At 62.9% G+C, this 14195-nt stretch carries 14 protein-coding genes; 5 read left to right on the forward strand and 9 right to left on the reverse strand.

Annotation, left to right across the window (positions count from 1 at the left end):
• Nucleotides 1-18 precede the first annotated feature (18 nt).
• The 3 genes from choV to HG549_RS01480 all read right to left on the reverse strand — a co-directional run bounded on the left by choV (nucleotide 19) and on the right by HG549_RS01480 (nucleotide 3071).
• Nucleotides 19-1197: a choline ABC transporter ATP-binding protein gene (gene choV / locus HG549_RS01470; RefSeq protein ID WP_170027857.1), complete on the reverse strand. Its 1179-nt coding sequence runs from the start codon at nucleotides 1195-1197 to the stop codon at nucleotides 19-21.
• Entirely contained in the window at nucleotides 1194-2042 is an 849-nt protein-coding gene (gene choW, locus HG549_RS01475) for a choline ABC transporter permease subunit (RefSeq protein ID WP_170034006.1), read from the reverse strand. The genes choV and choW overlap by 4 nt, the downstream gene beginning before the upstream one ends.
• 81 nt (nucleotides 2043-2123) lie before the next feature.
• Entirely contained in the window at nucleotides 2124-3071 is a 948-nt protein-coding gene (locus HG549_RS01480; RefSeq protein ID WP_170027858.1) for a choline ABC transporter substrate-binding protein, read from the reverse strand.
• Between the two features lie 453 nt (nucleotides 3072-3524).
• On the opposite strand from HG549_RS01480, the gene HG549_RS01485 reads away from it, so the two are divergent.
• A complete protein-coding gene (locus HG549_RS01485) occupies nucleotides 3525-4901 on the forward strand; it encodes an L-serine ammonia-lyase (RefSeq protein WP_170027859.1) in 1377 nt (458 codons plus the stop codon).
• 524 nt (nucleotides 4902-5425) lie between these two features.
• Complete coding sequence (locus HG549_RS01490) at nucleotides 5426-6532, forward strand: GlxA family transcriptional regulator (protein WP_112251398.1); 1107 nt, start codon at nucleotides 5426-5428, stop codon at nucleotides 6530-6532.
• Nucleotides 6533-6652: 120 nt separating this feature from the next.
• Here the strand turns inward: HG549_RS01490 and HG549_RS01495 are convergent, their stop codons facing one another.
• The 5 genes from HG549_RS01495 to choX form a co-directional block, all read right to left on the reverse strand.
• Nucleotides 6653-6910, reverse strand: a complete 258-nt coding sequence (locus HG549_RS01495; protein WP_170027860.1) for a hypothetical protein — start codon at nucleotides 6908-6910, stop codon at nucleotides 6653-6655.
• 368 nt (nucleotides 6911-7278) lie between these two features.
• Nucleotides 7279-7755 carry a thioesterase family protein gene (locus tag HG549_RS01500; RefSeq protein WP_170027861.1) on the reverse strand — a complete coding sequence of 159 codons (477 nt, stop codon included), beginning with the start codon at nucleotides 7753-7755 and terminating at the stop codon, nucleotides 7279-7281.
• A 10-nt stretch (nucleotides 7756-7765) separates the two neighbouring features.
• On the reverse strand, nucleotides 7766-8731 hold the full coding sequence (locus HG549_RS01505; RefSeq protein ID WP_170027862.1) for an L-carnitine dehydrogenase: 966 nt from the start codon (nucleotides 8729-8731) through the stop codon (nucleotides 7766-7768).
• 18 nt (nucleotides 8732-8749) lie between these two features.
• Nucleotides 8750-9634: a 3-keto-5-aminohexanoate cleavage protein gene (locus tag HG549_RS01510; protein WP_170027863.1), complete on the reverse strand. Its 885-nt coding sequence runs from the start codon at nucleotides 9632-9634 to the stop codon at nucleotides 8750-8752.
• Between the two features lie 122 nt (nucleotides 9635-9756).
• The gene (gene choX / locus HG549_RS01515) at nucleotides 9757-10701 is read right to left on the reverse strand and encodes a choline ABC transporter substrate-binding protein (protein WP_170027864.1); all 945 of its coding nucleotides are present in this window, start codon (nucleotides 10699-10701) and stop codon (nucleotides 9757-9759) included.
• 145 nt (nucleotides 10702-10846) lie between these two features.
• Here choX and HG549_RS01520 point away from each other — a divergent pair, with 145 nt between their 5' ends.
• Complete coding sequence (locus HG549_RS01520; protein ID WP_170027865.1) at nucleotides 10847-11791, forward strand: GlxA family transcriptional regulator; 945 nt, start codon at nucleotides 10847-10849, stop codon at nucleotides 11789-11791.
• Nucleotides 11792-11908: 117 nt separating this feature from the next.
• Here HG549_RS01520 and HG549_RS01525 read toward each other — a convergent pair whose 3' ends face one another.
• Nucleotides 11909-12310, reverse strand: coding sequence for a lysozyme inhibitor LprI family protein (locus tag HG549_RS01525; protein WP_170027866.1), 402 nt, complete (start codon nucleotides 12308-12310; stop codon nucleotides 11909-11911).
• Between the two features lie 296 nt (nucleotides 12311-12606).
• Here HG549_RS01525 and HG549_RS01530 point away from each other — a divergent pair, with 296 nt between their 5' ends.
• Together HG549_RS01530 and HG549_RS01535 are read left to right on the forward strand one after the other, a co-directional pair.
• A complete protein-coding gene (locus HG549_RS01530) occupies nucleotides 12607-13584 on the forward strand; it encodes a dipeptidase (RefSeq protein WP_016392223.1) in 978 nt (325 codons plus the stop codon).
• Nucleotides 13585-13661: 77 nt separating this feature from the next.
• Complete coding sequence (locus HG549_RS01535; protein WP_046614486.1) at nucleotides 13662-14192, forward strand: DUF5943 domain-containing protein; 531 nt, start codon at nucleotides 13662-13664, stop codon at nucleotides 14190-14192.
• Nucleotides 14193-14195: the final 3 nt, after the last annotated feature.

Raw genomic sequence — 14195 nt, forward strand, 5'->3', positions numbered from 1 at the left:
AAGGCGGCCCCAATTGCATCAACCGTGGTTCTTGCCGAGCAAGGCGTGGTAAAGCTCGGTATCCCCAAGAATCCCAACCACCTTGTCGTTGTCCTGCAACACCAGCTTGTTGCCGGTCTGATAACGAATCTGTAGCGCCTCGCGCATTCCGATATCGGCATTGACCAACGTTGGGCGGCGGCCCAGCAGCTCCACATCCTGCCCGGGTGCCCAGTTCTGCAGGTCAAGCCCGTTCTGCCCTTGGCGTGCGCGCTTGATCGAGCCACCTTCGCCAAGGTCCAGCCACGAGTCGATGCCGGGATCGATGCACACCGAACCATTCACCCGCTTGCACTGGTCCAGGCTGCGCATCAGGCTGCGACCGCACAGTACGTTCAGCGGGTTGGTATGGGCGACGAAGGTGCGCACATACTCGTCGGCCGGGTTCAGCACGATCTCTTCCGGCTTGCTGTACTGGATGATCCGCCCGTCCTTCATGATCGCGATGCGGCTGCCCAGCTTCAGTGCCTCGTCCAGGTCGTGGCTGACGAACACGATGGTCTTGCTCAGCTTCGCCTGCAGGCCCAGCAACTCATCTTGCAGGCCCTGGCGAATCAGCGGGTCGAGTGCCGAGAACGGTTCGTCCATCAGCAGGATGTCGGCATCCATCGCCAGCGCCCGGGCCAGGCCCACGCGCTGCTGCATGCCGCCAGACAGTTCGTCCGGCTTCTTGTTGCGCCACTGGGTCAGGCCCACCAGCTCGAGCTTCTCGTCAACCAGCTTGCGCCGTTCCTTTTCAGGGCGGCCCTGCATTTCCAGGCCAAAGCTGATGTTCTCGCGCACCGTCAGCCAGGGCATCAGGGCAAACTTCTGGAACACCATGGCAATGCGCTTGGTACGCATCATCTTCAGCTCGGCCGGGGTGCAGTGGGCAATGTCGATGTTCTTGCCTTCGTGCTCGACGAACAGCTTGCCACGGCTGACGGTGTTGAGGCCGTTGATGCAGCGCAGCAGGCTCGACTTGCCGGAGCCGGACAAGCCCATCAGTACGCAGATCTCGCCCTTCTGGATGTCCAGGTTGGCCTTCTCGACACCCACCACCAGGCCGGTTTCCTTGAGGATCTGCTCGCGGGTCTTGCCCTGGTCGAGCAGTGCCAGCGCCTCGCGCGGCTTGCTGGAGAAGATGACGTCGACGTCTTCGAATCGAATGATGCTCATGCTTCACCCCTTACCGGCAGGTCCGGTTGCTTGCAGATACGGTCGAGCATGATCGCCAGCAGCACGATCGCCAGGCCCGCTTCGAAGCCCAGGGAGATATCAGCGGTGTTCAGTGCGTTGACCACAGGTTTGCCCAGGCCGTCAGCGCCGACCAGGGCGGCAATCACCACCATCGACAACGACAGCATGATGCACTGGGTTACGCCGGCGGCGATGCTCGGCATCGCGTGCGGCAGTTCGATACGGGTAAGCAACTGGCGGCGCGAGCAGCCGAACGCCTTGCCGGCGTCCATCAGCTCCTGCGGCACGTCGCAGATGCCCAGGTAGGTGAGGCGGATCGGCGCGGCGATGGCGAACACCACGGTCGAGATCAGCCCCGGTACCACACCCAGGCCGAACAGGGTCAGGGTGGGGATCAGGTAGACGAAGGTGGGGACCGTCTGCATCAGGTCGAGTACCGGCCGCATGGCGGTGTAGAACATCGGCTTGTGCGCGGCGACGATACCCAGCGGCACGCCGATGGCCACGCACACTACCGTGGCGAAGGTGACCTGCGCCAGGGTTTCCATGGTTTCCTGCCAGTAACCCAGGTTGAGGATCAGCAGGAACGACAGGGCAACGAATGCGGTCAGCGCCCATTTGCGCTGGATCAGGTGCGCCAGGGCGGCGAACAGGGCGATTAGGACGAACGGGTTGAACCAGGTCAGGGCACTGGTGACGCCATGGATCATGAATTCCAGGCCTTGCGCGATGGCGTCGAAGTAACTCGCGCCGTTCTGGGTAAGCCATTCGACGAACGACGCGATGTACTGCCCCAGGGGTATTTTCTGATCGATAAGCATGATAGCGAGCTTCCACCTGCATAGATTGAACTCAACCCAGGGCAGACACGATCCTGCCCCGGGGTAGCGCTATTGCATATTGCGTTATTGCGTCAGTTTGGCCTTGGCCGCCTCGAGGCCGGGCTTGCCGTCCACGGTAGTCACGCCGGCCAGCCAGGCTTCCAGCTTGCCAGGGTTCTCCTTGAGCCACTTCCTGGCGGCCGCCTCGGGTTTCATCTTGTCGTCCAGGACATAGCCCATCATGGTGCTTTCATCCTTGAGCTCGAACGACAGGTTCTTCAACAGCTGGCCAACGTTGCTGCATTCCTGCACATAGCCCTTGCGGGTGTTGGTCAACACGGTCGCCTTGCCGAAGTCGGGGCCGAAGAACTCGTCCCCGCCGGTCAGGTACTGCATCTTGAAGCGGGTGTTCATCGGGTGCGGTTCCCAACCGAGGAACACGATGGCCTCGCCGCGCTTCTGTGCGCGGTCGACCTGCGACAGCATGCCGGCCTCGCTGGACTGCACGATCTTGAAACCAGCGTCCTTCAGGCCGAAGGCGTTCTTGTCGATCATGCTCTGGATGGTGCGGTTGCCATCGTTGCCGGGCTCGATGCCGTAGATCTTGCTGTCCAGTTCCTTCTTGAACTTGGGAATGTCGCTGAAATCCTTCAGCCCCTTGTCATACAGGGCCTGGGGCACAGCCAGGGTGTACTTGGCGTTTTCCAGGTTGGCGCGCACGGTTTCTACAGTGCCGGCGTCGCGATATTGCTTGATGTCGTTCTCCATGGTCGGCATCCAGTTGCCGAGAAACACATCCAGGTCCTTGCCGGTGGCCAGCGACTTGTAGGTCACCGGTACCGAGATCATGGTGGTGTGTGCCTTGTAGCCCAAGGCCTCGAGCACAACGCTGGTGGTCGCGGTGGTGACCGTGATATCGGTCCAGCCGACGTCCGAGAAGCGTACCGTCTGACACTGCTCGGGCTCGGCGGCCTGGGCCAGCAAGGGTGCGGACAGCAACGCAGCCAGCAACAGCGATGGTGAACCTTTCATGGATGGACTCCTGTGGATTTGTCTTCGGGTTCGCGTGGGTCGCCGGGCTTTCTCAGGGTCCGGTCGACCAGGCCTGCAGAGGGCAGGATGCGTGGCCGTGCTTTACGAGTCGCTTTCGATAATCCTCCAGCGCCGGGCAATCGCCTACTGGTAGGGTCGTAACCAGTACGGAACGGGTCGTATCCAGTACAGGCGATGTCGCTTATGGATTTTTCCATCCCCCTGGGCGCATTTTTGCGTCACCAGGGCGCCCTGAAACGGCATGGAAAGGTTGGCTCCCCATGCAAAAACAGCGCGGCGCTGCTGGACAAAAGTACGTCGGTTGCAGACGGCGAGGGGGACGACAAAAGCCCGATGATGCGTGCATTCAAGGCGGCCCGCTGCTTCAGCCTAGCAGCTGCCGCGCCCTGCGCATGGCGCGCAGAGACAAGCCCATCAAGAGGTGATTCGACAATGGCCATCAGCGTGTTCGACCTGTTCAAGATCGGTGTCGGGCCTTCCAGCTCCCACACCGTCGGCCCCATGCGTGCCGGCGCCCTGTTCGTCCAGGGCCTGCGCGACCGCGGCGAGCTGGAGCGTGTGAAGCGGATCGAAGTGCGCCTGTATGGCTCGCTGTCGGCCACCGGGGTCGGCCACGGCACCGACAACGCCACCATCATGGGCCTGATGGGCGAATGGCCTGACGCCATTGACCCGACCCAGATCGCGCCGCGTATCGCCGACCTGCGGGAAACCCGCACGCTGCTGCTGGACAGCCGCCTGCCGATTGAATTCGTCTGGGCCCGCGACATGCTGCTGCTGGACGAGAACCTTCCGTACCACCCCAATGCCATGACCCTGATTGCCGAAGGCGAGCAGGGCGAGCTGCACCGCGACACCTATTACTCGGTGGGTGGTGGCTTCGTGGTCGATGCCGCCCAGGCCGCCAGCGGCGTGCTGGACGCCGACCAGACGGAGCTGCCGTACGACTTCAACAGCGCCGCCGAACTGCTGCGCCTGTGCAAGCAAAACGACCTCAGCGTGTCGCAATTGATGATGGCCAACGAGAAGGTCTGGCGCAGCGAGGAAGAGATTCGCGCTGGCCTGCACAAGCTGTGGGAGGCCATGCAGGAATGCGTAAACAATGGCCTGAAGTACGAAGGCACCTTGCCTGGCGGCCTTAATGTGCGCCGCCGCGCAGCCAAGCTGCACCGCAACCTGCAGGAAATCGGCAAGCCCAACGTGATTGGCTCGACCATGAGCGCCATGGAATGGGTCAACCTGTTCGCCCTGGCGGTCAACGAAGAGAACGCCGCCGGCGGGCGCATGGTCACGGCACCGACCAACGGCGCTGCCGGCATCATTCCGGCGGTGCTGCATTACTACATGCGCTTCAGCGATGCGGTGGACGAGTCCAGTGTGGTCGACTTCTTCCTCGCCGCTGCGGCAGTGGGCATCCTGTGCAAGAAGAACGCGTCGATTTCCGGTGCCGAGGTTGGCTGCCAGGGTGAAGTCGGTTCGGCCTGTGCCATGGCCGCTGCCGGTTTGGCCGAAGTACTGGGGGCTACGCCGCCGCAGGTGGAGAACGCCGCTGAAATCGCCCTGGAACACAACCTCGGCCTGACCTGCGACCCGGTTGGCGGGTTGGTCCAGGTGCCGTGCATCGAGCGCAACGCAATCGCTGCGGTAAAAGCCATCAATGCGGTGCAGATGGCTTTGCGTGGTGACGGCGAGCACTTCATTTCCCTCGACCAGGTGATCCGCACCATGCGGGACACCGGGGCCGACATGCACGACAAATATAAAGAGACCTCGCGCGGTGGCCTGGCGGTCAGCGCCATTGAATGCTGAGTTCTTGAGCTCCCTCAAGGGCCTCGTCGCGGATGAATCCGCTCCTACAGGGTGAATACGCCCTGATGTTGGAGAAAAAATCCAACCTCAGGGTCATGCATTCCTTGTAGGAGCGGATTCATCCGCGATGAGGCCCTTGAACGTTTCAAGTGCGCCGTGCCCTGTTTCAGTGCTTGACCTGGGCTGACCAATCGTCGGCTGTCGCTATCAGTACGAGCATTGTCGGTGACACTCAATAGTGTCGTTTCTGGGCAACCTGCACGTTGCGTGTCACCAAATTGCTCAGTTGCGGCATGCAAGGCGCTAGGACGGTGCTTTGCGAAGACCAGTCAAAGCGTTCGAAGTACCTGATTTGCCGAATGAAGGCGTCGTTTTCAGGTTTTTTTGGATGGCCGTTCAATTTCAGGCACGGCCTTTGCGTTGAGATTGGAAATAAGCCCCCGCACATGAACCTGGGGGCCATAACAAGAAAATCAGTGCCCGCCTGAGGCACACACCCTGCATTTGTGTGAGGAGAAATCGCGATGACGTCGTACACCTCCGGGACCCCAACCCAGAACCGCACAGCCCCTCAGTCCATCGGGTTTCTCCTTCTGGACAATTTCACCCTGATTTCGCTGGCATCGGCGGTCGAGCCGCTGCGCATGGCCAACCAGCTGTCCGGCCGCGAGCTGTACCGCTGGCACACCCTGACCGTCGACGGCGGCCAGGTGTGGGCCAGCGACGGCCTGCAGATCACCCCGGACGCGGCCATGCACAGCGCCCCACCGATGGACACCGTCATCGTCTGTGGCGGCGTCGGCATCCAGCGCACCGTTACCCGTGAGCATGTCACCTGGCTGCAGGCCCAGGCCCGCCAGTCGCGCCGCCTGGGTGCGGTGTGCACCGGCAGCTGGGCGCTGGCCTGCGCCGGCCTGCTCGACGGTTTCGATTGCAGTGTGCATTGGGAATGTCTGGCGGCCATGCAGGAAGCCTACCCGCGGGTGAACATGAGTACCCGCCTGTTCACCCTGGACCGTAACCGCTTCACCAGCTCTGGCGGCACTGCGCCGCTGGACATGATGCTGCACCTGATCAGTCGCGACCATGGGCGCGAGCTCTCGGCGGCGATCTCGGAGATGTTCGTCTACGAGCGTATTCGCAACGAGCAGGACCACCAGCGCGTGCCGCTCAAGCACATGCTCGGCACCAACCAGCCGAAGCTGCAGGAGATCGTCGCGTTGATGGAGGCCAACCTCGAAGAGCCGATCGACCTCGACGAACTGGCGGTGTATGTGTCGGTGTCGCGTCGCCAGCTCGAGCGGCTGTTCCAGAAGTACCTGCACTGTTCGCCGTCGCGCTATTACCTGAAGCTGCGCCTGATCCGCGCCCGTCAGCTGCTCAAGCAGACGCCGATGTCGATCATCGAGGTGGCCTCGGTATGTGGCTTCGTGTCGACCCCGCACTTCTCCAAGTGCTACCGCGAGTATTTCGGCATTCCGCCGCGTGACGAGCGTGTGGGCTCCAACACCGCGCAGCAGGTGGCCATGATGCCGATCCCGCAGGCCATGACCCTGTCGCCGCACAGCGGGCCGATGGCGGCCCTGAGCCAGGCGCGCAACGAGTCGACCTTTGCCAGCGTGAGGCTCTGAAACGGCACTGGCCCCTTCGCGGATAAACCCGGTCCCACAGGTACTGCACTGCTTTCAAGTTCAGTGCAGTACCTGTGGGAGCGGGTTTATCCGCGAAGAGGCCAGTGCAGGAAAGTTCGGTCAGGCGCGCTGGTTGAACTGCGCCAATGCCGGCAACAGCTGTTTGTCGATGGCCTGGCGCACCGCCGGCAGGATCGTCGCGCTACCGGTATACATCTGCTCCACCATGCCCTTCAGCGCTCGTGCATTAGGCTCGGTCAGCCCGCGCACCACCGCCTCGCAGGCCTGCTCGGCGCTGGCACCGGCTGGAATGTCGAACCCGCGCGCGCGCAGGTGGCCTGCCAGGTCGTCCTGGTCAATCAAATCCGCATGCATCATGGCTGTTGTCCCTTTTATCGCTAAGAGAGTGCTGCTGTGATTTACGACCGATTCTGTGACGCTGGCGACATACCCGCAACCACAGAATGGCGCCATGGCTGCTTTGGCTAAGAACAGGTCGTTTCCGGCTAAATCGAGCTGCCGGGAACTGCGCAAACTCAAGCCATCTACCGCAACGGAGGGTTTGGTCACCCTCGTTCGTGCAACGTGGATGCTGCTCGCTCTTGGCCCCGGTTGCTCACGGCTTCCCGGGGCTATTTTTTTGCCTGAATACATGACCTGTGGGAGCGTGCGTGCCGGCGAATGCGGCGGTGAATCCACCATCGCATTCGCGGGCACGCCCGCACCCACAGGTCATATGTTGCTGCTCAGTTTGGCGTAGGCAGGGCTATCACCCGGCCGAGGAACTCAGCCGGGGGCACATTCTGCTGCTCATCCACCAACCCCTGCAGCAACCCGACACTGCGCTCACTGAACGGCGCCGACTTCGGCCCGGCCAGGTCCACATGCAGCAGCATCTGCTCGCTGGCCGCCAGCGCCTCGTCGAAGCCTGCCCGGTGCAGGCTGTGGTAGACGTGCAAGCGCTTGCGATCGAAGCCGATGATCTGGGTCTGCACCCACACCTCGCTGCCCAGCTTCACTTCGTGCAGGTAGTTGATGTGCGCTTCCAGGGTAAACAGCGAATTGCCGCTTTGCCCCCGGCTGTCGGCATCCAGGCCGATGCGCTCCATCAGTGCATCGGTGGCATAGCTGAAGATCAGCAGATAGAAGGCATCGCGCAGATGCCCGTTGTAGTCGACCCAGTCCTCCTGGACCGGGGTGCGGTAGGTGATCAGTGCGGGCATTACAGGGTCCTCAATCGCCGAAAGCCATGCCGTGCTTGGCCTTGCTGGTTTTCACGGCGTCCAGCACGGCCAGCAGGGTGTCATCACGATAGCGCTCCAGCGCGGCGATGCTACGTTCGCCCAGCTGTTGCGAGGTGCCTTCGACCACGTCGTCGATCAGTTTGTCGGTCAGCTCCGGTGCTGGCAGGTAGGTCCATGGCAGCTTCAGCGCCGGGCCGAACTGGGCCATGAAGTGGCGCATGCCGGCGTCGCCTCCGGCCAGGGTGTAGGTCAGGAACGTGCCCATGAACGACCAGCGCAGCCCGGCGCCGAAGCGGATCGCATCGTCGATTTCGCCGGTGCTGGCCACGCCGTCGTTGACCAGGTGCAGGGCTTCGCGCCACAGCGCTTCCAGCAGGCGGTCGGCGATGAAACCGGGGACTTCCTTGCGCACATGCAGCGGGCGCATGCCCAGCGCGGTGTAGATGGCCTTGGCCGCTTCGATGGCCTCGGGCGCGGTGCGTTTGCCGCCGACGATCTCTACCAGTGGCAGCAGGTACACCGGGTTGAACGGGTGGCCGACCACGCAACGCTCGGGGTGGGTGGCCGATTCGTAGAACTCGCTGGGCAGCAGGCCCGAGGTGCTGCTGCCGATAATGGCGTCGGGTTTGGCCGCGGCGCTGATTTTCGCGTGCAGGTCGAGCTTCAGGTCCAGCCGCTCCGGCGCGCTTTCCTGAATGAAGTCGGCATCACGCACGCATTCCTCGATGGTGGCGACGAACTTCAGCCGGTCCGGGGAAGCACCCGGCGCCAGGCCTTGCTTGTGCAAGGCCGGCCAGGCATTGGCAACACGCTTGCGCAGCGCCTGTTCGGCGCCGGGCGCCGGGTCCCAGGCGACCACGTCCAGGCCGTGGGCCAGGGCGCGGGCGACCCAGCCGCTGCCGATCACGCCGCTACCCAGGGCAGCGAAGGTGTTGATCTGGGTGATGAAGGTCATGGTGTTCTCCTGAATGGATCAGCGGCGTTTGAGGTTCATCTTTTCCCGGCCTTCAGCCGGGGTAAGCACACGGGCGCCAAGGCGCGAAATGATTTCCACCGCGCGCTCGACCAGCTGGCCGTTGCTGGCCAGCACGCCACGGTCCAGGTACAGGTTGTCTTCCAGGCCCACCCGCACGTTGCCACCCAGCAGCACCGCCTGGGCGGCCATCGGCATCTGCATGCGGCCGATGCCGAAGCCGGCCCAGGTGACATTGGCCGGCAGGTTGTCGACCATCGCCTTCATGGTGGTGGTATCGGCCGGCGCACCCCAAGGAATGCCCAGGCACAACTGGAACAGCGGGTCGTCGAGCAGGCCTTCCTTGATCATCTGCTTGGCGAACCACAGGTGGCCGGTGTCGAAGATTTCCAGCTCGGCCTTGACTCCCAGTTCGGTGATGCGCCGGGCGCCGGCCCGCAGTTGCGCCGGGGTGGAAACATAGATGGAGTTACCGTCACCGAAGTTGAGGGTGCCGCAGTCCAGTGTGCAAATCTCCGGCAGCAGCGCTTCGACGTGCGCCAGGCGTTCCAGCGGGCCGATCAGGTCGGTGCCGGGGCCGAACTCCAGCGGCGTTTCGCCCGGACCGATTTCCAGGTCGCCGCCCATGCCGGCGGTGAGGTTGACGATGATGTCCACGTCAGCTTCGCGGATGCGTTCCATGACTTCGCGGTACAGCGCCACGTCGCGGCTGAAGCGGCCGGTTTGCGGGTCGCGGACGTGGCAGTGGACCACGGTGGCGCCAGCTTTGGCGGCTTCCACGGCGGCTTCGGCGATCTGCTTGGGGGTGACCGGGACCAGGTGGCTTTTCGAGGCGGTGTCGCCGGCGCCGGTGAGGGCGCAGGTGATGATGACGTCGTGGTTCATGGTGGGTTCCTTGTGATAGCTGTGTTGGGCTTTTCGCGGGCGCGCCCGCTCCCACAGGATCTACGTGACCCTGAGTGTGTCGCTGTACCTGTGGGAGCGGGCATGCCCGCGAAGGGGCCGGATCAGTTGGCGGTGAGCTTGAGGTTGTCCGCCGCCGGCTTGCCATCGAAGGTGGTCACCCCCTCAAGCCAGCGGGCCTTGTCCTGGGGATGGTCCTTGAGCCATTGGCGAGCCGATTCCAACGGGTCCTTGTGGTCGAGCAGCGGCTGCATCATGCGGCTCTCGTCTTCGGCGCTGAAGTTCAGGTTGGCCAGCAGGCGGTGGGCGTTGGGGCAGCGTTCGGCGTAGTCCGGCGCGGTCACGGTCCAGACCGTCGCGCGGCCTTCGTCAGGGCCCAGGGCGTCCTGGCTGTCGCCCAGGTAGACCATGTCGATATTCACGTTCATCGGGTGCGGCGCCCAGCCGAAGAACACCACGGCCTCCTTGCGCCGTACCGCGCGGTCGACGGCGGCGAGCATGCCGGCCTCGCTGGACTCGACCAGCTGGAACTTGCCCAGGCCGAACTGGTTCTTGGCGATCATCGCCTTGATCTGGGTGTTGGCGCCGGAGCCTGGCTCGATGCCGTAGATTTTCCCGCCCAGCTCCTTTTCGAACTTGTGGATATCGGCGAAAGTCTTCAGACCCTTGTCGGCCAGGTACTTCGGCACCGCCAGGGTGGCGCGGGCATCTTCCAGGCTGGGCTTGTCGAGCACCTTGACCTGCTTGGCGTCGACGAACGGGGTGATGGTCTGGGTCATGATCGGGTTCCAGTACCCGAGGAACATGTCCAGGCGTTTGTCGCGGATGCCGGCGAAGATGATCTGCTGCGACGCACTGGTCTGCTTGGTCTGGTAGCCCAGGCCGTCGAGCAGCACCTGGGCCATGGCACTGGTGGCGATGACGTCGGTCCAGTTGACCACGCCCAGGCGGACGTTCTTGCAGGCCGCGGGTTCGGCGGCATAAAGCGGGGAAGCGACGATAGTGCTCAGGGCTACGGACAACAGGCTGCGGCGGATCAAGCGTTGCATGGTGGCTCTCCATCGGCAGGGCGTTTTTTATAGGGGCCGGCCTCTCTGGGCCGTGTGAACACGCTACGCTGCTGCCAGGGTGGAAAATCGCACCCTGGCGACCAACAATTGCACGGAGGCGACCACCTTTGCCGTGGAGCATGCAATGCCGCAAACCATCCATTTCCTGCTGTTGCCCGGTTTCTCGGCGATGGGCTTCATCAGTGCCCTGGAGCCACTGCGGGTGGCAAACCGTTTCAGAGGCCCGTCGTACAGCTGGCAGGTGCTGAGCCTGGATGGCGGCGCGGTGCAGGCCAGCAATGGCATGTCGGTGAACGCCGATGCGGCGCTGACGGCGGCCGGGCCTGGCGGCGTCCTGTTGATCGTGGCCGGTTTCGACCCCCTGGCCTGCTACGGGCCGGCCTTGCAACACGCGCTGCGCCGCCTCGACCGCGACGGGGTGATACTGGGCGGCATCGACACCGGTGCGGTGGTGCTGGCCGAGGCCGGCCTGCTGGATGGCCACCGCGCCACCGTGCATTGGGAGGCGCTCGAAGCGTTCAAGGAGAACTACCCGAACCTGCAGGCGACCCAGGAACTGTTCGAGATCGACCGGCGGCGTATCACCTGCGCCGGCGGTACCGCGTCGATCGACCTGATGCTCGACCTGATTGCGCAAGCGCACGGCAGTGAACTGGCGGTGCAGGTCTCGGAGCAGTTCGTGCTGGGGCGTATCCGCCAGCGCCAGGACCACCAGCGCATGCAGATCGCCAGCCGCTACGGCATCAGCAACAAGAAGCTGGTAAAGGTGATTGGCGAAATGGAGCGCAACACCGAGCAGCCGCTGAACACCCAGGTGCTGGCCGATGCGGTGCAGGTGACCCGGCGGCAACTGGAGCGGCTGTTTCGCCTGCATCTGGGCGACACGCCCAGCGGTTTCTATTTGCGACTGCGGCTGGACAAGGCCCGGCAGCTGTTGCGCCAGACCGACATGAGCGTGCTGGAGGTGGGGGTGGCGTGCGGGTTCGAATCAGCTTCGTACTTTACCCGCTGCTATCGGGCGCGCTATCAGCGCTGCCCGCGGGAGGACCGTCTGGCCCGGGCGGTTTGATTTGCGCCTGTACCGGCCTCTTCGCGGGCACGCCCGCTCCCACAGGAACCCCGCCGCCCGTGAGCGTTGCGCAGTACCTGTGGGAGCGGGCGTGCCCGCGAAGAGGCCGGTACAGGCTTACTGCTGGCCGATGGACTGCAGGTACTCCGAGCGGTCATCGCTGCGCTGCGCCACACAGGTATCCCAGGCCGCCTGGAATGCCTTGCTGCCAGGCTTCTCGGCAAAGGTCTCAACCTTGCAGTCGGCGTCACGCAACTGCGTCCACAGCTTTTCGGCAGCGTCCATGCGCGTGACCAGTGTGTTCGCCTGGTCGCCTTCGTCGGCATATTGGTCATGGATGCGTTGGATCAGGTCGTCGTACGCCGCTTTCAGCTCGCGCTCGGCAGTCTGCTTGTTGAATGCAGCGCAGGCGTAAGTCTGCTGGTCGGTCTCGACGTTGTCGCAGGGGGTAGTTTCTTCCTCGCCGGCCTGGGCGCCCGACACGACAGCCAGCAGTACCAGCCATGCCATTGATTTCATCCGTATTCTCCTCAACAGGCTGACGAATCGCTGGGATTCTCGCTCAGACGACGGCGCTGCGGTAGCTGCCTGAACAAATGTTCATAAAGCGCAGGAAAACGTCGTTATCGAGACTGTCTCTCATCCCCAAACGGCGTAGCCAAGGCGCTGGAACAGGCGCGTTGTCGCGCATTGACGCTTTCGGCAAACCCCCTGTCGTTTTTGCATCGGGGCGCCGTTGGGCACAGGCATATGCTGGCCCCAAAGCGCCGGCACAAGGTTTGGCGCCAACCTATTCAATAAAAGGGGACAGCCTGATGAGCCCAGCCGAACTTCACGCCGACAGCATCGTCATCGACGGCCTGATCATTGCCAAATGGAACCGCGAGCTGTTCGAAGACATGCGCAAAGGCGGGCTGACTGCGGCCAACTGCACGGTTTCGGTCTGGGAAGGCTTCAAGGCAACCGTCGACAACATCGCTGCCAGCCAGAAGCTGATTCGCGACAACAGCGACCTGGTCATGCCGGTGCGCACCACCGCCGACATCCGCAAGGCCAAGGAGCTGGGCAAGACCGGCATCCTCTTCGGCTTCCAGAACGCCCACGCGTTCGAAGACCAGATCGCCTACGTCGACGTGTTCAAGCAGCTGGGCGTGGGCATCGTGCAGATGTGCTACAACACCCAGAACCTGGTGGGCACCGGTTGCTACGAGCGTGACGGTGGCCTGTCGGGCTTCGGCCGCGAGATCGTCGCCGAAATGAACCGCGTCGGCATCATGTGCGACCTGTCCCACGTTGGCTCCAAGACTTCCGAAGAAGTCATCCTCGAATCGAAAAAGCCGGTGTGCTACTCGCACTGCCTGCCGTCGGGCCTGAAAGAACACCCGCGCAACAAATCCGATGCAGAGCTGAAGTTCATCGCCGACCACGGTGGTTTCGTTGGCGTGACCATGTTCGCGCCGTTCCTGGCCAAGGGCATCGACTCGACCATCGACGACTACGCCGAAGCCATCGAGTACACCATGAACATCGTCGGTGAAGACGCTATCGGTATCGGTACCGACTTCACCCAGGGCCACGGCCAGGACTTCTTCGAGTACCTGACCCACGACAAGGGTTATGCCCGTCGCCTGACCAACTTCGGCAAGATCATCAACCCGCTGGGTATCCGTACCGTGGGCGAATTCCCCAACCTCACCGAAACCCTGCTCAAGCGCGGCCACTCCGAGCGCGTGGTGCGCAAGATCATGGGCGAGAACTGGGTCAACGTCCTCAAGGACGTGTGGGGCGAATAAGCCGCTCTCCAAGCCTGTAAGCCCTTGCCAGCAACGCCGGGGCACCCCAAACAAAATTTTTATGGAGTTGAATTTCCATGGCCAAGATCGCCCCGCAATTGCCAATCGAAGTCGACAGCGAGACCGGTGTCTGGACCAGCGACGCCTTGCCGATGCTGTATGTGCCGCGCCATTTCTTCGTCAACAACCACATGGGTATCGAAGAAGTCCTCGGTGCCGACAAGTACGCCGAGATCCTCTACAAGGCCGGCTACAAGTCCGCCTGGCACTGGTGTGAAAAAGAAGCCGAATGCCATGGCCTGGAAGGCGTGGCGGTGTTCGAGCACTACATGAAGCGCCTGAGCCAGCGCGGCTGGGGCCTGTTCGAGATCCAGGACATCGACCTGGACAAGGGTACCTGCAGCGTCAAGCTCAAGCACTCGGCGTTCGTGTACGTCTATGGCAAGTGTGGCCGCAAGGTCGACTACATGTTCACCGGCTGGTTCGCCGGCGCCATGGACCAGATTCTCGCTGCCCGCGGCAGCTCGATCCGCACCGTGGCCGAACAGGTCTACGGCGGTTCGGAAGAAGGCCACGAAGATGGCCTGTTCGTCGTCAAGCCGTTGTAAGCC

This window comes from Pseudomonas sp. SK (assembly GCF_012975065.1).
Taxonomy (GTDB): domain Bacteria; phylum Pseudomonadota; class Gammaproteobacteria; order Pseudomonadales; family Pseudomonadaceae; genus Aquipseudomonas; species Aquipseudomonas anuradhapurensis.

Coding starts and splice junctions, on each gene's coding strand:
- HG549_RS01530 (WP_016392223.1), top strand. CDS start 12,607: ATGAGCCCAGCCGAACTTCACGCCGACAGCATCGTCATCGACGGCCTG.
- HG549_RS01485 (WP_170027859.1), top strand. CDS start 3,525: ATGGCCATCAGCGTGTTCGACCTGTTCAAGATCGGTGTCGGGCCTTCC.
- HG549_RS01480 (WP_170027858.1), bottom strand. CDS start 3,071: ATGAAAGGTTCACCATCGCTGTTGCTGGCTGCGTTGCTGTCCGCACCC.
- choV (WP_170027857.1), bottom strand. CDS start 1,197: ATGAGCATCATTCGATTCGAAGACGTCGACGTCATCTTCTCCAGCAAG.
- HG549_RS01520 (WP_170027865.1), top strand. CDS start 10,847: ATGCCGCAAACCATCCATTTCCTGCTGTTGCCCGGTTTCTCGGCGATG.
- HG549_RS01525 (WP_170027866.1), bottom strand. CDS start 12,310: ATGAAATCAATGGCATGGCTGGTACTGCTGGCTGTCGTGTCGGGCGCC.
- HG549_RS01535 (WP_046614486.1), top strand. CDS start 13,662: ATGGCCAAGATCGCCCCGCAATTGCCAATCGAAGTCGACAGCGAGACC.
- HG549_RS01500 (WP_170027861.1), bottom strand. CDS start 7,755: ATGCCCGCACTGATCACCTACCGCACCCCGGTCCAGGAGGACTGGGTC.
- HG549_RS01495 (WP_170027860.1), bottom strand. CDS start 6,910: ATGATGCATGCGGATTTGATTGACCAGGACGACCTGGCAGGCCACCTG.
- HG549_RS01505 (WP_170027862.1), bottom strand. CDS start 8,731: ATGACCTTCATCACCCAGATCAACACCTTCGCTGCCCTGGGTAGCGGC.
- choX (WP_170027864.1), bottom strand. CDS start 10,701: ATGCAACGCTTGATCCGCCGCAGCCTGTTGTCCGTAGCCCTGAGCACT.
- HG549_RS01510 (WP_170027863.1), bottom strand. CDS start 9,634: ATGAACCACGACGTCATCATCACCTGCGCCCTCACCGGCGCCGGCGAC.
- HG549_RS01490 (WP_112251398.1), top strand. CDS start 5,426: ATGACGTCGTACACCTCCGGGACCCCAACCCAGAACCGCACAGCCCCT.